This is a genomic window from Pseudomonas canadensis (genome assembly GCF_030980095.1).
In the GTDB taxonomy this organism is placed as follows: domain Bacteria; phylum Pseudomonadota; class Gammaproteobacteria; order Pseudomonadales; family Pseudomonadaceae; genus Aquipseudomonas; species Aquipseudomonas canadensis.
Genome location: NZ_CP133298.1, coordinates 5,891,046 through 5,907,582, shown reverse-complemented (window position 1 = coordinate 5,907,582; position 16,537 = coordinate 5,891,046). Strand labels below are relative to the sequence as shown.

The following is a 16,537-nucleotide window of genomic DNA, read 5'->3' as shown; positions in this document are numbered from 1 at the left end:
TACGGTTCCCGGTCAATTTTCGCAGTGCTTCACTGCACGAGTTATGTGAGTCGGAGGTTTTTTCGTATGACCACTTCTTTGCAACCTGCTTATGCCTTGGTCCCGGGTGCGAACCTGGAAGCCTATGTGCACACGGTCAACAGCATTCCATTGCTGACGCCTGAGCAGGAGCGTGAACTGGCCGAGAGTCTCTACTATGAGCAGGATTTGGGGGCGGCTCGGCAGATGGTGCTCGCCCACCTGCGTTTTGTCGTACATATCGCCCGTAGCTACAGCGGCTACGGCCTGGCCCAGGCTGACCTGATCCAGGAAGGCAACGTCGGCCTGATGAAGGCTGTGAAACGCTTCAACCCGGAAATGGGTGTGCGTCTGGTGTCGTTTGCTGTGCACTGGATCAAGGCGGAAATCCACGAGTTCATCCTGCGCAACTGGCGCATCGTGAAAGTGGCGACCACCAAGGCCCAGCGCAAGCTGTTCTTCAACCTGCGCAGCCAGAAAAAACGCTTGGCGTGGCTGAACAACGAGGAAGTCCACCGCGTGGCCGAAAGCCTCGGTGTGGAACCGCGTGAAGTGCGCGAGATGGAAAGCCGCCTGACCGGCCATGACATGGCCTTCGACCCCGCTGCTGAAGCGGACGACGACAGCGCCTTCCAATCGCCGGCCAACTACCTGGAAGACCACCGGTACGACCCGGCGCGTCAACTGGAGGATGCGGACTGGAGCGACAACTCCAACCACAACCTGCACGAAGCGCTGGAAGTGCTCGACGACCGCAGCCGTGACATCCTCTACCAGCGCTGGCTGGCGGAAGAGAAAGCCACACTGCACGACCTGGCACAGAAGTACAACGTGTCGGCCGAGCGAATTCGTCAGCTTGAGAAAAGCGCGATGAACAAGCTTAAGTTGTCGATCGCCGCCTAAAACGCTGCGAAAAGATAAAAAAATGCCCCGATCGGAAGATCGGGGCATTTTTGTTTGTGCTCAAAGAGTTTCAGGTCAACTCAATTTAATGTGGGAGCTGGCTTGCCTGCGATGAGGCCGTGTCAGTCAAAACAACTGTTGACCGACCCACCGCTATCGCAGGCAAGCCAGCTCCCACAGGAACCGCGGGGTGTCAGTCGGACCAGGGTGCTTTGCGTGAGTTGTTCAGCTCAACCAGATACCCATCCCCACCCAACTGGCTCATCTGCTGGCGAATCCAAGCCGCTCGCCTCGCCACATACGCCGTCGGGTGACTGGCACTCCACACCCTCGGGTTAGGCAGTACAGCAGCCAAATAGCTGGCCTGCTGTCGCGATAACCCCTTGGCACTCACCCCAAAGTGATGCCGCGCCGCCGCTTCCGCGCCGAACACGCCTTCATCCCACTCGACGCTGTTGAGGTACACCTCAAGAATCCGCTGCTTGGGCCACAACACCTCGATCAGCCCGGTAAACCAGGCTTCCAGGCCTTTGCGCAAATAACTACGGCCGGCCCACAGGAACAGGTTCTTCGACACCTGCTGGCTCAACGTACTGGCGCCGCGAATCGAGCCGCCGCGCTCGTTGTGCAGGATCGCCGCCTGGATCGCGCCGAAGTCAAACCCCCAATGCTGCGGGAAGCGCTGGTCTTCACCCGCCATCACCGCCACTTTGAGATCGTCGGAGATCTCATCCCACGGCACCCAACTGCGCTGCAGGTCAATGGGTTCGCCGTCGAACCAGGATTCGACCTTGCGCTCCACCATCAGCGCGGTGAACGGCGGCGGGACGACACGAAACAGCAGCACCAGCAGCACACTGCCGATGGCAAACCATTTCACTAGGGTGAGAAAGCGTTTGAAGAGGAGACGCAGCATAGAGATGGCTTGGCCGAACCCGTTGAGCGGGCCATTATACAGACCCGGCCCTTTGAGTCTGACTGGAGTTCCTCATGTTGCGTGGCTTTCTGATGTTGGCGGCCTTTTTCGGCTTCACCGGCGTGGCCCTCGGTGCGTTCGCCGCCCATGGCCTGAAAAACCGCTTGAGCGCCGAGTACCTGGCGATCTTCCATACCGGCGTGACCTACCAACTGGTCCATACCCTGGCGCTGTTCGGCGTGGCGTTGCTGGCGGCGCATATTCCTGGCCGGTTGGTCAGCTGGGCGGGCATCTCGTTTACCGTCGGCATCCTGCTGTTCTCCGGCAGCCTGTATGTGCTGACCCTGACCGGGATCAGCAAGCTAGGCATCATTACGCCGTTTGGCGGGCTAGCGTTCCTTTTAGGTTGGTTTTTCCTCGGTCTGGCGGCGTGGCGCTTGCAGGCCGCCTGACCAAGGGGCTTGGGCCGGCAACCTCAATCGGGCTAGAATGCGGGCCCCTAAAAACGATGGCGGCCCGTGGCATGCGCATTCAGTTGAACGGCGAATCCTTTGAACTACCCGACGGTGAAACCGTTGCGGCCCTGCTGACCCGTCTGGACTTGACCGGACGTCGTGTTGCAGTGGAACTCAATCTGGATATCGTCCCGCGTAGCCAGCACGCCGAGACCACGCTCACCGAGGGTGACCAGGTCGAAGTGGTCCACGCCATCGGCGGCGGTTAGTCGCGCAGCTTCCTGAATTCTGCAGAACCTCACCCCATTTCGAGGATTTCCCATGAGCATCGTTCGTAGCGACAAGCCCTTCGTCCTGGCCGGTCGTACCTACCAGTCCCGTCTGCTGGTCGGCACCGGCAAGTACCGCGACATGGAAGAAACCCGCCTGGCCATCGAAGCGTCGGGCGCCGAGATCGTTACCTTCGCCGTGCGCCGCACCAACCTCGGCCAGATCGAAGGCGAGCCGAACCTGCTCGAAGTGCTGTCGCCGGATCGCTACACCTTCCTGCCGAACACCGCCGGTTGCTACGACGCCATCGAGGCCGTGCGTACCTGTCGCCTGGCCCGTGAGCTGCTCGATGGCCATAACCTGGTGAAGCTGGAAGTGCTGGCCGACCAGAAAACCCTGTTTCCCAATGTGATTGAAACCCTCAAGGCCGCCGAAACCCTGGTCAAGGAAGGTTTCGACGTGATGGTCTACACCAGCGATGACCCGATCATCGCGCGCCAACTGGCGGAAATCGGCTGCATCGCCGTCATGCCGTTGGCCGGCCTGATCGGTTCCGGCCTGGGTATCTGCAATCCGTACAACCTGCAGATCATCCTGGAAGAAGCCAAAATCCCGGTGCTGGTGGATGCGGGTGTAGGCACAGCCTCAGACGCAACCATCGCCATGGAGTTGGGCTGCGACGCGGTGCTGATGAACTCCGCCATCGCCCACGCCCAGCAGCCGATCATGATGGCCGAAGCCATGAACCATGCCATCGTCGCGGGCCGCCTGGCCTACCTCGCCGGTCGCATGCCGAAAAAACTCTACGCCAGCGCCTCCTCGCCGCTGGATGGTCTGATCAAGTAAGAGCCATTGATGACTGAATCAAACGAAACGCCGAACACTGTAGAAGAAGGCGACGAGTCCAAGCACCGCCGCATCAAGAGTTTTGTGATGCGCGCCGGCCGCATGACCGAAGGCCAGCAAAAGGGCCTGGAGCAAGGTACGCCGCTGTTCGTGTTGCCCCTGGCCGACGCGCCGGTGGACTACGACCAGGTGTTCGGCCGTTCGGCCCCGCGCTCCCTGGAAATCGGCTTCGGCATGGGCCACTCCCTGCTGGAAATGGCCGCCGCCGCCCCGGACCAGGACTTCATCGGTGTGGAAGTGCACCGCCCAGGCGTCGGCGCGCTGCTCAACGGCGTACTCACCCAGGGCCTGACCAACCTGCGGGTCTACGATTGTGATGCGATTGAAGTGCTCAACCGCTGCATCGCCGACAACAGCCTTGACCGCCTGATGTTGTTCTTCCCCGATCCATGGCACAAAGCCCGTCACCACAAGCGCCGTATCGTCCAGGCCTCCTTTGCGGAACTGGTACGCAGCAAGCTTAAGGTTGGCGGCATCCTGCATATGGCCACCGACTGGGAGCCGTATGCGGAATACATGCTGGAAGTGATGAACGTCGCCCCTGGCTACCGCAACATCGCCGAAGACGGCAAATGCGTGCCACGCCCGGCTGAGCGTCCGATCACCAAGTTTGAACGCCGTGGTGAGCGGTTGGGGCATGGGGTGTGGGATTTGAAGTTCGAGAAGGTTGACTGACAGTACGCGGTCAAAAATGTGGGAGCGGGCTTGTTGTGGTGAGCGGGCTTGCCCCGCGCTGGGCTGCGAAGCGGCCCCAATAAGACCTCCGCGCAGTACCAGATGAGCCGAGGTGATGGGTTCGGGGCGGCTTCGCCACCCAGCGCGGGGCAAGCCCGCTCCCACATTTGTATCTGTGTTGGGTTTGGGATCAGCGACGGTCTGCGACGACGCCAATCAACACCAGCACCACCACCAACACCGGCGCCAGGCTGTAGTTATTGAACTGGCTCAACCCCCGCACAATCCACGGCGTGGCGTAGATCAACGCGGCGCCGCTGCCGATCATGCACACCAGCGCCATCAACGGTACGCGCAACGCGCCGGCGATGCTGCCCAAGCGCGCTTCCACCCAGCCTTTAATATCAGCGCCAAACAGCACCAGCAGGCAGCCGACGAGGGCCAGGGAGATTTCTGACAGGTTGCTGCGGCTCCAGCGGGATACGGTGGCGAGCAGGTCGAGTACCAAATCCATTCGATTTCCTTAAGAGCGGTCAGCTCAAAAACTTCTGCAACAGGTCATTGAGAAAGAGTTGCCCACGGTCGGTCGCCGCGAGGCGTGACGGTTCGACCTGCATTAAGCCACTTTGTTCTGCCTCGCGGCGGCCTTCATCCAGGCTCGCCAGTTCCAGGCCGGTACGCTCGGCGTAAAGCTTGGCCTCGACGCCATCGGTGAGGCGCAACGCGTTCATCAGAAACTCGAACGGCAGTTCTTCGTTGGTCAGTTCTTTCGCGCCGGCCTGAAAGCTTTTGGCCGGGTTGAGGTAGTCCTTCGGTGCTCGGGTCTTCCAGGTGCGTACGATGCGCCCGTCGGGGTGGCTGAGCTTGCCGTGGGCTCCGGCGCCAATGCCGATAAAGTCGCCGAAGCTCCAGTAATTCAGGTTATGCCGCGCCGGGCGTCCGGGTTGGGCGTAGGCCGACACTTCATACTGCGCGTAACCGTGTTCAGCGAGCAGCGCCTGGCCGGCTTCCTGGATATCCCACAGCGTGTCGTCTTCCGGCAGCGCGGGTGGCTGGTTCCAGAACACGGTGTTCGGCTCCAGCGTAAGTTGATACCAGGACAGATGCGTCGGCTTCAGCGCGATGGCCTGGCGTAAGTCGCTCAGAGCATCGTCCAGGGACTGATCGGGCAAACCGTGCATCAAGTCCAGGTTGAAGTTATCGAACCCGGCCTGGCGCGCCATGCCAGCGGCACGCACAGCTTCGTCGCCATTGTGGATACGGCCGAGGGCCTCAAGCTTTTCCTGCTGGAAGCTCTGGATGCCGATGGACAGGCGGTTGATCCCCAGCTTGCGATAGGCGACGAACTTCTCTTGTTCGAAGGTCCCTGGGTTGGCTTCCAGGGTGATTTCGATATCACTGGCAAACGGGATGCGCGCTTCCACACCCTTGAGCAGGCGGCCCAATGCGGCGGCGCTGAAAAGGCTCGGCGTACCCCCGCCAAAGAAGATCGAACTCAGCTCGCGACCGTACACGGCGTGCAGGTCCTGATCGAGGTCGGCCAGCAGTGCATCCACATACTCCTCTTCCGGCAGCACCTTGCTGGCGGTGTGGGAGTTGAAGTCGCAATAAGGGCATTTGCGCACACACCACGGGATGTGGATATACAGCGCCAGGGGCGGCAGTACCGGCAAGGCCGCCCGAGGTGTTTGCGCGCCGCCGTGGATCAGCGGCTGCGCAGAGGTGTTCTGGGTCATTTAAGGCTCAGGCGTTGGCGCAGCAAATCCATTGCGCGAGCACGGTGACTGATCTGGTTCTTGTCGGCCGGGCTCAGTTCGGCGCTGGAGACATTGCGCTCCGGCACCCAGAACAGCGGGTCATAGCCAAAGCCATGTTCGCCACTGGCCGCATGCAGGATGCGCCCGTGCCACAGGCCTTCACACAGGATCGGCAGCGGGTCGTCGGCGTGGCGCACCAGGGCCAGCACGCAGACGAACTGCGCGCCGCGCTCGGCGTCCGGCACGTCCTTGAGCGCGTCCAGCAGCTTGGCGTTGTTGGCCGCGTTGCCCTTGCCGTCGGCATAACGCGCCGAGTAGATGCCAGGGGCGCCGCCGAGGAAGTCCACCGCCAGCCCAGAGTCATCCGCCAGTGCCGGCAGGCCGGAGATGCGTGCGGCGTTGCGCGCCTTGAGGATGGCGTTCTCGACGAACGACAGGCCGGTCTCTTCCGGCTCCACCTGGCTGAATTCGCCAATCGAGCGCAGCTGCACGGAGTCACCGAGCATCGCCTGCAGTTCTTTGAGTTTGCCGGCGTTATGGCTGGCGAGTACGAGTTGGGTGAGTTTCATCATTCGGCCGGGAAGAGTTCTTGGTTGAATTGGAAGCTATGGGCTTTGCCGCCGGTTTCAACATTGATGGTAAACGTCTTGTATTCCCGCTGGGTCACGGAGTAGGGCGCGAGATAATTGACGCCGCCTTTCTCGTTGATTTGCTTGAAGGTCAGGACTTCACTCTTGCCGCCCAGGTCCTTGATGGTGCCGGTGACTTGCGCGGCCACCGGGGTTACGCCCTTGATCACGGTCACGTTGATCAGGCCCTTCTCCTTGCTGCGTACCACGCCGACTGCCTGGGCAGTTTCCGGTTGCAGGAAGCTGGAGGTGAACGTGTTGTAGTGCACGGTGATGTCACCGAAGTCTTTCTTGCGGTTAGCGTCTATTGCGTCTGCGGCCACGGCGCTGGCGCCCAGGCAGGCGGTCAATAGAAAAATAGCCAAACGACTCATGAGCGTCCCTCTTGAAGATGATTAGACGGCAATCTTGTGGTCGGTCAGGCCAGGACTGCTGACCCGGTAAATTCCAATTTCGCCCAACAGGTTGGGCCATAGTTTACTCGCCCAGCCGTGGCGGTGCTGTTGATCGACGGCAAGGCGGTTGATCACCTTGGCTTCACGCTCGCCACACAAGGCTTCGAAGTCTTCGAAGGTGCAGAAGTGGATGTTCGGCGTGTTGTACCAGGTGTAGGGCAGGAAGTCCGACACCGGCATGCGGCCCTTGGTGGCCAGGTACCAGCGGCAGCGCCAGTGGCCGAAGTTGGGGAAGGTGATGATGCACTGGCGGCCGACGCGCAGCATTTCGTCGAGGATGCGGTCCGGGTAGTGCACCGCCTGCAGGGCCTGGGTCATCACCACGATGTCGAAGCTGTTGCTGGCAAAGTTGCCCAGGCCCTTGTCCAGGTCCTGTTCGATCACGTTGATGCCCTTGGCCACGCACTGGGCGATGTTGTCCGGGTCGTTTTCCAGGCCGTAGCCGGTGACTTGCTTGTTGTCGCGCAGCCAGCTCAGCAGTTCGCCATCGCCGCAGCCCAGGTCGAGCACGCGGCTGCCGGCGGGGATCCATTCTTGGATGATTTCCAGGTCGGCTCTCATGGCGTTCTCACACAGTAATCCGGTTCATGTAATTGCCGAACGCCTGCAAATAACGCGGGATCGGAATCAGGAAGGCGTCGTGGCCTTGCGGCGCATCGATTTCCAGGTAGCAGACGTCTTTGCGCGCGGCCATCAGCGCATCCACCAGCTCACGGGAGCGGGCCGGCGAGAAGCGCCAGTCGGTAGTGAACGACATCACGCAGAACTTGGCCGTGGCGCCTTCGAAGGTTTTCGCCAGGTCGTCGTCGTGATTGGCCGCCGGGTCGAAATAGTCCAGAGCCTTGGTCATCAGCAGGTAGGTGTTGGCGTCGAAACGCCCGGAGAACTCCTCACCCTGATAACGCAGGTAGCTTTCCACCTGGAACTCGACGCTGTGGAAGTCGTAGTTGAGCTTCTCGCTCTTGAGGCCACGGCCGAATTTTTCGCCCATGGAGTCATCGGACAGGTAGGTAATATGCCCCACCATCCGCGCCAGCATCAGGCCACGCTTGGGGATCACCCCGGCTTCCTGGAACGAACCGCCGTGGAACTCCGGGTCGGTGAGGATCGCCTGGCGCGCTACTTCGTTGAAGGCGATGTTCTGCGCTGACAACTTGGGCGCCGAGGCGATGGCCAGGCAATGGCGCACACGGTCCGGGTAAGTGATGGTCCATTGCAGCGCCTGCATGCCGCCCAGGCTGCCACCGATCACGGCGGCCCACTGTTGGATGCTGAGCAAGTCGGCGAGGCGGGCCTGGCTGTGCACCCAGTCTTCCACGGTCAGTACCGGGAAATCGGCGCCGAACGGCTTGCCGGTTTCCGGGTTGATACTGCTCGGGCCGGTAGAACCGTTGCAGCCGCCGAGGTTGTTCAGGCTGACCACGAAGAACTTGTTGGTGTCGATGGGTTTGCCGGGGCCGATGCAACTGTCCCACCAGCCGGGCTTGCGGTCGTCGACCGAGTGAAAACCGGCGGCATGATGATGGCCGGACAAGGCGTGGCAGATCAGCACGGCGTTGCTCGCCGTGGCATTCAGTTGGCCGTAGGTTTCATAGATCAGGTCATAGGCAGGCAGCGAACGCCCGCAGGCCAGGGCCAACGGTTCGCTGAAGTGCGCCACTTGGGGCACGACCAGTCCAACAGAATCGGGGGGGAAGGCAGCTGGCATCGACCCTGCTCTCGTTTAAATGAGGCGTAAGTCTAAAGACCGCTGCACCTAGCGGCAAGCGAACCCTGACCCTGTAGGAGCCGGCAAGCCGGCTCCTACAAGGGGCGTTAGATCAGCAGGCGCAGAATCTCTGGCATCCCGGTCATGGCTGCCAGGTTGTTGATCACCAGCATATCCAGCAACTTGAGCACCATGAACGCCAGGATCGGCGAAATATCCAGGCCGCCCAGGTTCGGCAGCAGGCGGCGGAACGGCGCCAGGGCCGGTTCGCAGATCTGGTTCACCAGCTCGGCGCCAGGGTTGTGGCTGCCCGGGGCGACCCAGGACAGGATCACGCTGATGATCAGGGCGAAGAAGAAGATCTTCAGGAACAGCGCGGTCACGCCGATGATGGACCAGACCAGCAGTTGGACGAAATTGCCGGTGGTGCCATAGGTCAGCAACAAGGTCAGCGCCATCAAGGCCAGCTGTACCAGGATCGCCAGGACCAGCGACGACATGTCCAGGCCGAACAGGCTTGGGATGATCCGACGCAACGGCTTGAGCAGTGGCTGGGTGGCCTTGACGATGAACTGGCAGAGCGGGTTGTAGAAGTTCGCGCGCACCAGTTGCAGCACGAAGCGCAACAGCACGATCAGCAGGTACAGGCTGCCGAGGGTTTGCAGCACGTAGACGGCTGCGGTGTTCAAACCAATCATGTTGGCTCCTTATTTGCCCAGTTGTTCGGCAAGTTCCGCCGAGCGGTGCGCAGCGGCACCCAATGCTTTTTCTACCAGGGCTTCAAAGCCCCCGGCCTGGAACGACTCGATGGCCGCCTGCGTAGTACCGCCTGGCGAGGTCACGCGACGGCGCAATTCGGCGGCGTCCACATCGCTGGCCACTGCCATATGCGCGGCGCCCAAGGCAGTCTGCTCGGCCAGTTGCTCGGCAACCTCCTTGGACAGGCCCAGTTTCACGCCGGCGGCGGTCATGGCCTCGATCAGCAGAAAGAAGTACGCCGGGCCGCTGCCGGACACGGCGGTGACCGCGTCCAGTTGCTGCTCCTGCTCCAGCCACAGGGCGAGGCCCACGGCAGACAGCAGCTCTTGCGCCTGGTCACGTTGTTCGGCGCTCACTTCGGCGGTGGCGTACAGCCCACTCACGCCTTGGCTGACCAGTGCCGGGGTATTGGGCATGCAGCGCACTATTGGCTGGGCACCGAGCCAGGTGTTCATGCTGGCGCAGGTGATACCGGCAGCGATGGACACCACCAGTTGATGCGGTTGCAGGCTCGGACGCAGGCTTTCGCACACGGCTTTCATGGCCTGCGGCTTAACGGCCAACACGATGACATCGACGCCCTGGATGGCCTCGGCGTTGTCGGCAAAGGTTTCAATGCCGTGCTCGGCGCTGACGCGGGCACGGGTGTCGGCGCCCGGGTCGCTGGCGCGAATCTGCGCGGCGTCCAGGCCCTTGGCCCGCAGGCCACCGATCAGGCTGGCCGCCATGTTACCGGCGCCGATAAAGGCAATACGCGTGTTGCTCATGACAGGTCCTTACTCAGAGGGAAGTCAGCCATGTTCATGGCTGGCCGTAGTCGCGGGCGCCAAATAGGGCGGTACCAATCCGCACCCAGGTGGCGCCTTGGGCGATGGCCGACTCAAGGTCGTGGCTCATGCCCATGGAAAGTGTGTCCAGTGGCAGGTTCAGGCTGTTTTGCAGGTCGCGTACAGCGGCGAACGCTGCGTCTTGCGCGGTCCGATCTTCAGTCGGCTCCGGAATCGCCATCAGGCCACGCAGCTTCAAGCGCGGCAGGGCGCTGATGGCGTCGGCCAGGGCCGGCAGGTCGGCGGGCGTACAGCCGGACTTGCTGGCTTCGCCACTGACATTGACCTGAATGCAGATGTTCAGCGGTGGCAGGTCGGCCGGGCGTTGTTCGGACAAGCGTTGAGCGATTTTCAAGCGGTCCACGGAATGCACCCAAGCGAAGTTCTCGGCGATAGCGCGCGTCTTGTTCGATTGAATGGGGCCGATGAAGTGCCAACTCAAGGGCAGGTCGGTTAATTCGGCCTGTTTGCCCAGGGCTTCTTGCAGATAGTTCTCGCCAAAGTCGCGCATCCCGGCGGCATAGGCTTCGCGCACGGCTTGCGCGGGTTTGGTCTTGCTCACGGCCAGCAGGTGGATGCTGCTTGCGTCACGTTGCACGGCGTCGGCTGCGGCGCGGATGCGCTGGCTAACCTGGCCGATGTTGTCTGCTATCGTCGACATTCAAGATGCGCCCGTGGATATGGAGTCCGCGGCATTCTACTGGAAATGGAAAGCCCTATGGATATCACTGAATTACTCACGGCAAGCGTGCGCCGCGGTGCGTCCGACCTGCATTTGTCTGCCGGCCTGGCGCCGATGTTACGCGTGGATGGCGAGGTCTGGCCGCTGGATGGGCCGGTGCTTTCACCTACGCAAGTAGCGGACTTACTGAGCCCTTTGCTCAATCAGCACCAACAAAAGGATTTCGAAACATCTCTTGAAACAGACTTTGCCTTCGAACTGCCCGGCGTGGCGCGGTTCCGGGCCAATGTGTTCCGGCAGGATCGCGGCATGAGTGCGGCGTTTCGCACCATCCCGTCTGAGGTCCAGAGCCTGGAAGGTCTTGGCCTTGGCGAAGTGTTCCGGCGTATCGCCCAACTGCCACGGGGCCTGGTTCTGGTTACCGGCCCGACCGGCTCAGGCAAGTCTACGACTCTGGCGGCGATGATCGATTTCCTCAATCAGCATCGGCGCCATCACATCCTCACCCTTGAAGACCCCATCGAATTTATCCACACGCCGAAAATGGCGTTGATCAATCAGCGCCAGGTGCATCGCGACACCCATTGTTTTTCCACCGCCCTGCGCTCGGCGCTGCGGGAAGACCCGGACGTGATCCTGGTGGGCGAACTGCGTGACCTGGAAACTATCCGCCTGGCGCTGACGGCGGCTGAGACCGGGCACCTGGTGTTTGGCACCCTGCACACCAGTTCAGCGGCAAAGACCGTAGACCGGCTGGTGGACGTGTTTCCGGCTGGGGAAAAGGCCATGGTCCGCTCGATGTTATCGGAGTCGTTGCAGGCGGTGGTGTCCCAAGTGCTGGTAAAGAAGATCGGCGGCGGACGCGTGGCGGCCCATGAAATCATGCTGGGCACGCCGGCCATTCGGAACTTGATCCGGGAGGACAAGGTGGCGCAGATGGTTTCAGCGATACAGACCGGTGGGGCGTTGGGGATGAAGACGCTGGATATGAGCTTGAAGGGGTTGGTCGGAGAGGGGGTGATCAGCCGGGAAGAGGCGCGGGAGAAAGCGAGGGTGCCAGCAGACATATGAAGCAAGTCGGAGCTGGTTTTTGTGGTGAGCGGGCTTGCCCCGCGCTGGGTGGCGAAGCCGCCCCAAAACCAGGCGACGAGTTGTATCTGTGGAAATACGGTGGCCTTATTGGGGCCGCTGCGCGCCCCAGCGCGGGGCAAGCCCGCTCACCACAACAAGCCGCCCATAGCTTTGACGCCGGCTTAGCGCTGCACGACTCGCAGATTGTTGTTCTGCTCTTTTGGGAGTACGCGCTTGGCAATCACGTAGTTCTTGTCCCAGAACGGCTTCTTCAGCGTATCGATGCTCACCGACTTGCCACGGCGCGGTGCGTGGATGAAGCGGTCATTGCCCAGGTAGATGGCAACGTGGTTCACCTGGCGGCTCTTCAGTTTGAAGAACAGCAGGTCACCGGGTTTCAGGTCCTTGCGATCGACCTTCTGCCCGTGGCCGGCGGCCATGGCGTTGGAGGTGCGCGGCAAATCCACGGCGGCTACGTCGTTAAACGCATATTTCACCAAACCACTGCAGTCGAACCCTTTACTTGGGCTGCTGCCGCCCCAACGATAAGGAGTACCGAGCACGTTGACGGCGCGGCTGAGGACGGTGCTGCTCTGCTTGGTGTTGACGCCAACCAGGCCCGGAACTGCTTTACCGTTATGGGCCTTGCTCAGTTGAGTCGGGCGGTTGACGGTCAGCTTGACCGACTTGGCGGTGCTTGGCGTGCTGTGGACTTTAGGGGTGAAACCGTTAACGTTAGGAAGTCGTTGCTCACGATTGGTGGCGTGGGCGGCCAGTGGCATTAATAGGCAAATGGTTAGCCATGTCTTGAAAAATGGTCGCATTAGGCGTGGCTCTTGTGGGTTTGCGCGCAACTTTATAACAGCTTTTTATGTCGTTCTCAGGCCGTTTGTCGACTGAACCTTGACGTCAAAATCAGGAAAAACGCGACGATTCGCCGCAATTGTCCTACACAAGTCAGGTGGCATAAGGCTTTCAGGGCAGGGAAGATACCATTTGCCGTACGTCGGGCGCCTGTAAAAAAGTCACAAAGAAAATGAAAAAATTTATCTATCGAGGCAAAAGAGGTACGCGATGAACACCTATCAGCAGATTGGTCCACAGCAAGACACCCACAGTAAGGTGATCGGTTACCTGCTGTGGATTTTCGGTTTTACCGGGGCGCATCGCTTCTATTACGGCAAACCCGTCACCGGCACGATCTGGTTTTTCACCTTCGGTCTGTTGGGTATTGGCTGGTTGATCGACCTGTTCCTGATCCCGGCCATGGACCGTGAAGCGGACCTGCGTTTTACCGCCGGGCCCATCGAATACAACGTGGCCTGGATACTGTTGGCGTTTCTGGGGGTGTTTGGCGTGCACCGCATGTATCAGGGCAAATGGATCACCGGCCTGATCTACCTGCTGACCGGCGGCTTGTTCCTGGTGGGGGTGCTGTATGACTTCTGGACATTGAATACGCAGATTTCGATCCGCAATGCCGAACGCAATTCCGGGCGGTAAATAACCTGTAGGAGCGAGCTTGCTCGCGAAGAACGTTAACGAAAACGCAGCGCTCTCAGGTAGTCCGCGCTGCCTGTCCGTTCTTCGCGAGCAAGCTCGCTCCTACAGTGTTGGGTAGCGTCAAGCCTGGTAGCTGATGCGTCCGTCAACCAGGGTGTAACGCACCGTCGCCGGCAGGCTATGGCCGATGAACGGGCAGTTTTCACCCTTGGACAGCCACTGCTCCCCGGCAACTGTGGAGCTGGCCGGGTCGAACAGCACCAGGTCTGCCGCCGAACCCACCGCCAACTTGCCCGCCGGCAGGCGCAAGGCCTCGGCCGGGCCGCTGCTCAGGCGTGCCAGCAGCGTCGGCAAGTCCAGCAACCCATCCTCCACCAACGTCATCGACAACGGCAGCAACAGTTCAACACTGCTGATACCCGGCTCTGTCGCGCCGAACGGTGCCAGCTTGGCATCCCGCTCATGGGGCTGGTGATGGCTGGAAATCGCCGAGACCACGCCGGACTTGATCGCCGCACGCAAACCTTCACGGTCGGCCAGGGTGCGCAGCGGCGGCTGCACGTGATACAGGCTGGAGAAGTCGATCAGCGCTTCATCCGTCAGAATCAGCTGATACAGCGCCACATCCGCTGTCACCGGCAAGCCACGGGCCTGGGCCTGGGCGATCAAGGCCACGCCGCGAGCGCTGGTCAACTGGCTGAAGTGCGCGCGCACGCCGCTTTGTTCCACCAGCAGCAGGTCACGTGCCAGGGCCACGGTCTCGGCGGTTTCCGGAATGCCCGGCAAACCGAGGAAGCTGGCCACGGCGCCTTCATGGGCCAGGCCGCCTTCGGCCAGGTCGCGGTCCTGGGAATGGAAGATCACCGTCAGGTCGAAGGTGGCCGCGTATTCCAGCGCGCGCAGCAGCGTGCGGGTGCTGCGGAAGCTTTCCAGGCCATTGCCGAACGCTACGCAACCGGCGTCGCGCAGGGCGATCAGTTCGGCGAGTTGTTCGCCTTCCAGGCCTTTGCTCAGGGCGCCGATAGGGAACACCTTGCAATTGCCGGCTTCGCGGGCGCGGTCGAGGATCAGCTCGGTCACGGCCGAGGTGTCGAGGATCGGCTTGGTGTGGGGCGGGCAGCACAGGCTGGTCACGCCACCGGCAGCGGCGGCGCGGGTTTCGCTGATGATGTTGCCCTTGCGGCTGTAACCCGGCTCGCGCAGGGCGACATTCAGGTCGACCAGGCCAGGCGCGGCCACCAAGCCTTTGGCGTCGATGGTTTCAGTCGCGCTGAAACCCGCAGGGGCGGCGCCGATGGCGATGAGCTTGCCGGCTTCCAAGTGCAGATCAGTAACTTGATCCAGGCCACTGGCCGGATCGATAACGCGAGCGCCAAGAATGCTGAGCTTCACTGGGCGTTCTCCTGCTCGAATTGACGTTGCGCGGTTTGCCCGCTCATGGCCATGGACAGCACGGCCATGCGGACGGCGATGCCGTAGGTGACCTGGTTCAGGATCACCGACTGAGGGCCGTCGGCCACCGCCGACTCAATCTCCACCCCACGGTTGATCGGGCCTGGGTGCATCACGATGGCATCCGGCTTGGCGCCGGCCAGGCGTGCGGTGGTCAGGCCGAACAGGCGGTAGAACTCGCCTTCGCTCGGCAGCAGGCCACCGGCCATGCGCTCGCGTTGCAGGCGCAGCATGATCACCACGTCCACATCCTTGAGGCCTGCGGCCATGTCGGTATAGACCTTTACGCCGTACTGCTCGATGCCGATCGGCAGCAGGGTTTTCGGGGCGATCACGCGGATATCCGGGCAACCCAAGGCTTTGAGGGCCAGCATGTTCGAGCGTGCAACCCGCGAGTGCAGGATGTCGCCGACAATGGCCACCGAGAGGTTTTCAAAGCTGCCCTTGTGCCGACGGATGGTGAGCATGTCGAGCATGCCCTGGGTCGGGTGGGCGTGACGGCCGTCGCCGCCGTTGATGATCGCCACCTGCGGGCACACGTGTTCGGCGATGAAGTGCGCGGCACCGGAGTCGCCGTGGCGCACCACGAACATGTCGGCGGCCATGGCCTCCAGGTTGCGCAGGGTGTCGAGCAGGGTTTCGCCCTTGCTCGCCGATGAGGTGGACACGTTCAGCGTGATCACGTCGGCCGACAGCCGCTGGGCCGCCAGTTCAAAGGTGGTGCGGGTGCGCGTGGAGTTCTCGAAGAACACATTGCAGATGGTCTTGCCGCGCAGCAGCGGGACCTTCTTCACCGCGCGGCCACCGACTTCAAGGAACGAGTCGGCGGTGTCGAGGATTTCGGTGAGCAGTTCGCGGGGCAAACCGTCGAGGGACAAGAAGTGTTGCAACTGGCCCTGAGCATTGAGCTGCAGCGGGCGCTTGGCATCGAGAGGCGTCATCGCGGGGACTCTTTACAAGGCGGTTTAAAGGGCGAGGTCTTGCAGTTCGAGTTCGAGCGGCGTGGGACCGGACAATTTTACCCGTTGGTGGGCTTGCAGCGACAGTGTGGCGCCGACCACATCCGGGCTGATCGGCAGTTCGCCGGCATCCAGGTCGAGCAGGCACACCAGGGTCACGCTGGCCGGGCGGCCGTAGTCGAACAGTTCGTTCATGGCGGCGCGGATGGTGCGGCCGCTCATCAGCACATCGTCGATCAGCACCAGGTGCTGGCCTTCGATCTCGAAAGGCAGGGCCGACGGGCGCACTTGTGGATGCAGGCCGTTCTGGCTGAAGTCGTCACGGTAGAAGGACACGTCGAGCGTGCCGAGGGGCGAGTCGCTGCCCAGTGTTTCCAGCAATGCCTGGGCCACCCACACACCACCGGTGCGAATGCCGATGAAGCGCGGCTCGCTGATGTTGCGGTGTTGCAGATGGGCCGTGAGGCTTGTGGCCATCTGGCTGATCAGTTCGGCGGGGTTCGGCAGGCTCATGCAGGCTCCTTCAGGACCTTGGCGCAGGCAAGGTCCGGGCTCAAACGTAAAAGACACTGTAGGAGCGAGCTTGCTCGCG

At 61.5% G+C, this 16,537-nt stretch carries 21 protein-coding genes; 7 read left to right on the top strand and 14 right to left on the bottom strand.

The features are described 5' to 3' along the window. Window positions 1–66: 66 nt before the first annotated feature. Window positions 67–921, top strand: coding sequence for an RNA polymerase sigma factor RpoH (gene rpoH / locus RB216_RS27575; RefSeq protein WP_003176698.1), 855 nt, complete (start codon window positions 67–69; stop codon window positions 919–921). Window positions 922–1,114: 193 nt separating this feature from the next. Here rpoH and mtgA read toward each other — a convergent pair whose 3' ends face one another. Continuing rightward, window positions 1,115–1,837 (bottom strand): monofunctional biosynthetic peptidoglycan transglycosylase, encoded by a 723-nt coding sequence (mtgA, locus tag RB216_RS27570; RefSeq protein WP_122729662.1) that lies wholly within the window; start codon window positions 1,835–1,837, stop codon window positions 1,115–1,117. A gap of 74 nt (window positions 1,838–1,911) precedes the next feature. On the opposite strand from mtgA, the gene RB216_RS27565 reads away from it, so the two are divergent. From RB216_RS27565 to trmB, 4 genes are all read left to right on the top strand, one after another. Next, the gene (locus RB216_RS27565) at window positions 1,912–2,289 is read left to right on the top strand and encodes a DUF423 domain-containing protein (protein ID WP_016976028.1); all 378 of its coding nucleotides are present in this window, start codon (window positions 1,912–1,914) and stop codon (window positions 2,287–2,289) included. Window positions 2,290–2,360: 71 nt separating this feature from the next. After that, on the top strand, window positions 2,361–2,561 hold the full coding sequence (gene thiS / locus RB216_RS27560; protein WP_028618313.1) for a sulfur carrier protein ThiS: 201 nt from the start codon (window positions 2,361–2,363) through the stop codon (window positions 2,559–2,561). Window positions 2,562–2,613: 52 nt separating this feature from the next. Then, window positions 2,614–3,408, top strand: a complete 795-nt coding sequence (locus RB216_RS27555; protein WP_015886353.1) for a thiazole synthase — start codon at window positions 2,614–2,616, stop codon at window positions 3,406–3,408. A gap of 9 nt (window positions 3,409–3,417) precedes the next feature. Continuing rightward, complete coding sequence (gene trmB / locus RB216_RS27550) at window positions 3,418–4,143, top strand: tRNA (guanosine(46)-N7)-methyltransferase TrmB (protein WP_028618312.1); 726 nt, start codon at window positions 3,418–3,420, stop codon at window positions 4,141–4,143. A gap of 190 nt (window positions 4,144–4,333) precedes the next feature. Here trmB and RB216_RS27545 read toward each other — a convergent pair whose 3' ends face one another. The 9 genes from RB216_RS27545 to RB216_RS27505 all read right to left on the bottom strand — a co-directional run bounded on the left by RB216_RS27545 (window position 4,334) and on the right by RB216_RS27505 (window position 10,939). Beyond that, entirely contained in the window at window positions 4,334–4,657 is a 324-nt protein-coding gene (locus RB216_RS27545; RefSeq protein ID WP_016972961.1) for a DUF3392 domain-containing protein, read from the bottom strand. A gap of 19 nt (window positions 4,658–4,676) precedes the next feature. Beyond that, window positions 4,677–5,879 (bottom strand): radical SAM family heme chaperone HemW, encoded by a 1,203-nt coding sequence (gene hemW, locus RB216_RS27540; RefSeq protein ID WP_028618311.1) that lies wholly within the window; start codon window positions 5,877–5,879, stop codon window positions 4,677–4,679. Then, complete coding sequence (rdgB, locus tag RB216_RS27535; protein WP_308908098.1) at window positions 5,876–6,472, bottom strand: RdgB/HAM1 family non-canonical purine NTP pyrophosphatase; 597 nt, start codon at window positions 6,470–6,472, stop codon at window positions 5,876–5,878. The genes hemW and rdgB overlap by 4 nt, the downstream gene beginning before the upstream one ends. Further along, a complete protein-coding gene (locus RB216_RS27530) occupies window positions 6,469–6,903 on the bottom strand; it encodes a DUF4426 domain-containing protein (RefSeq protein WP_028618309.1) in 435 nt (144 codons plus the stop codon). Before RB216_RS27530 ends, rdgB begins: the two co-directional genes overlap by 4 nt. A 21-nt stretch (window positions 6,904–6,924) precedes the next feature. Then, window positions 6,925–7,545, bottom strand: coding sequence for a methionine biosynthesis protein MetW (gene metW / locus RB216_RS27525; RefSeq protein ID WP_010207236.1), 621 nt, complete (start codon window positions 7,543–7,545; stop codon window positions 6,925–6,927). 7 nt (window positions 7,546–7,552) lie between these two features. Then, a complete protein-coding gene (gene metX / locus RB216_RS27520) occupies window positions 7,553–8,692 on the bottom strand; it encodes a homoserine O-succinyltransferase MetX (RefSeq protein ID WP_028618308.1) in 1,140 nt (379 codons plus the stop codon). 107 nt (window positions 8,693–8,799) lie between these two features. Next, window positions 8,800–9,390 (bottom strand): YggT family protein, encoded by a 591-nt coding sequence (locus RB216_RS27515; protein ID WP_028618307.1) that lies wholly within the window; start codon window positions 9,388–9,390, stop codon window positions 8,800–8,802. A gap of 9 nt (window positions 9,391–9,399) precedes the next feature. After that, complete coding sequence (gene proC / locus RB216_RS27510) at window positions 9,400–10,218, bottom strand: pyrroline-5-carboxylate reductase (RefSeq protein ID WP_028618306.1); 819 nt, start codon at window positions 10,216–10,218, stop codon at window positions 9,400–9,402. Window positions 10,219–10,252: 34 nt separating this feature from the next. Next, window positions 10,253–10,939, bottom strand: a complete 687-nt coding sequence (locus RB216_RS27505; protein WP_028618305.1) for a YggS family pyridoxal phosphate-dependent enzyme — start codon at window positions 10,937–10,939, stop codon at window positions 10,253–10,255. 57 nt (window positions 10,940–10,996) lie between these two features. Here RB216_RS27505 and RB216_RS27500 point away from each other — a divergent pair, with 57 nt between their 5' ends. After that, the gene (locus tag RB216_RS27500) at window positions 10,997–12,031 is read left to right on the top strand and encodes a type IV pilus twitching motility protein PilT (protein WP_236317455.1); all 1,035 of its coding nucleotides are present in this window, start codon (window positions 10,997–10,999) and stop codon (window positions 12,029–12,031) included. A 182-nt stretch (window positions 12,032–12,213) separates the two neighbouring features. Here RB216_RS27500 and RB216_RS27495 read toward each other — a convergent pair whose 3' ends face one another. After that, window positions 12,214–12,855 (bottom strand): C40 family peptidase, encoded by a 642-nt coding sequence (locus RB216_RS27495; RefSeq protein WP_028618303.1) that lies wholly within the window; start codon window positions 12,853–12,855, stop codon window positions 12,214–12,216. Window positions 12,856–13,105: 250 nt separating this feature from the next. Here RB216_RS27495 and RB216_RS27490 point away from each other — a divergent pair, with 250 nt between their 5' ends. Then, a complete protein-coding gene (locus RB216_RS27490; RefSeq protein ID WP_016976040.1) occupies window positions 13,106–13,534 on the top strand; it encodes an NINE protein in 429 nt (142 codons plus the stop codon). Window positions 13,535–13,654: 120 nt separating this feature from the next. Here RB216_RS27490 and RB216_RS27485 read toward each other — a convergent pair whose 3' ends face one another. The 3 genes from RB216_RS27485 to pyrR are packed head-to-tail and all read right to left on the bottom strand — an operon-like array spanning window position 13,655 to window position 16,458. Continuing rightward, window positions 13,655–14,926 (bottom strand): dihydroorotase, encoded by a 1,272-nt coding sequence (locus RB216_RS27485; RefSeq protein ID WP_308908097.1) that lies wholly within the window; start codon window positions 14,924–14,926, stop codon window positions 13,655–13,657. Then, a complete protein-coding gene (locus RB216_RS27480) occupies window positions 14,923–15,927 on the bottom strand; it encodes an aspartate carbamoyltransferase catalytic subunit (protein WP_016976042.1) in 1,005 nt (334 codons plus the stop codon). The genes RB216_RS27485 and RB216_RS27480 overlap by 4 nt, the downstream gene beginning before the upstream one ends. A 24-nt stretch (window positions 15,928–15,951) precedes the next feature. Continuing rightward, on the bottom strand, window positions 15,952–16,458 hold the full coding sequence (pyrR, locus tag RB216_RS27475; protein WP_308908096.1) for a bifunctional pyr operon transcriptional regulator/uracil phosphoribosyltransferase PyrR: 507 nt from the start codon (window positions 16,456–16,458) through the stop codon (window positions 15,952–15,954). Window positions 16,459–16,537: the final 79 nt, after the last annotated feature.

Bases quoted from the DNA above. Each gene is read 5' to 3' on its own strand.
- rpoH (WP_003176698.1), top strand. From the start codon at position 67: ATGACCACTTCTTTGCAACCTGCTTATGCCTTGGTCCCGGGTGCGAAC.
- mtgA (WP_122729662.1), bottom strand. From the start codon at position 1,837: ATGCTGCGTCTCCTCTTCAAACGCTTTCTCACCCTAGTGAAATGGTTT.
- RB216_RS27565 (WP_016976028.1), top strand. From the start codon at position 1,912: ATGTTGCGTGGCTTTCTGATGTTGGCGGCCTTTTTCGGCTTCACCGGC.
- thiS (WP_028618313.1), top strand. From the start codon at position 2,361: ATGCGCATTCAGTTGAACGGCGAATCCTTTGAACTACCCGACGGTGAA.
- RB216_RS27555 (WP_015886353.1), top strand. From the start codon at position 2,614: ATGAGCATCGTTCGTAGCGACAAGCCCTTCGTCCTGGCCGGTCGTACC.
- trmB (WP_028618312.1), top strand. From the start codon at position 3,418: ATGACTGAATCAAACGAAACGCCGAACACTGTAGAAGAAGGCGACGAG.
- RB216_RS27545 (WP_016972961.1), bottom strand. From the start codon at position 4,657: ATGGATTTGGTACTCGACCTGCTCGCCACCGTATCCCGCTGGAGCCGC.
- hemW (WP_028618311.1), bottom strand. From the start codon at position 5,879: ATGACCCAGAACACCTCTGCGCAGCCGCTGATCCACGGCGGCGCGCAA.
- rdgB (WP_308908098.1), bottom strand. From the start codon at position 6,472: ATGATGAAACTCACCCAACTCGTACTCGCCAGCCATAACGCCGGCAAA.
- RB216_RS27530 (WP_028618309.1), bottom strand. From the start codon at position 6,903: ATGAGTCGTTTGGCTATTTTTCTATTGACCGCCTGCCTGGGCGCCAGC.
- metW (WP_010207236.1), bottom strand. From the start codon at position 7,545: ATGAGAGCCGACCTGGAAATCATCCAAGAATGGATCCCCGCCGGCAGC.
- metX (WP_028618308.1), bottom strand. From the start codon at position 8,692: ATGCCAGCTGCCTTCCCCCCCGATTCTGTTGGACTGGTCGTGCCCCAA.
- RB216_RS27515 (WP_028618307.1), bottom strand. From the start codon at position 9,390: ATGATTGGTTTGAACACCGCAGCCGTCTACGTGCTGCAAACCCTCGGC.
- proC (WP_028618306.1), bottom strand. From the start codon at position 10,218: ATGAGCAACACGCGTATTGCCTTTATCGGCGCCGGTAACATGGCGGCC.
- RB216_RS27505 (WP_028618305.1), bottom strand. From the start codon at position 10,939: ATGTCGACGATAGCAGACAACATCGGCCAGGTTAGCCAGCGCATCCGC.
- RB216_RS27500 (WP_236317455.1), top strand. From the start codon at position 10,997: ATGGATATCACTGAATTACTCACGGCAAGCGTGCGCCGCGGTGCGTCC.
- RB216_RS27495 (WP_028618303.1), bottom strand. From the start codon at position 12,855: ATGCGACCATTTTTCAAGACATGGCTAACCATTTGCCTATTAATGCCA.
- RB216_RS27490 (WP_016976040.1), top strand. From the start codon at position 13,106: ATGAACACCTATCAGCAGATTGGTCCACAGCAAGACACCCACAGTAAG.
- RB216_RS27480 (WP_016976042.1), bottom strand. From the start codon at position 15,927: ATGACGCCTCTCGATGCCAAGCGCCCGCTGCAGCTCAATGCTCAGGGC.
- pyrR (WP_308908096.1), bottom strand. From the start codon at position 16,458: ATGAGCCTGCCGAACCCCGCCGAACTGATCAGCCAGATGGCCACAAGC.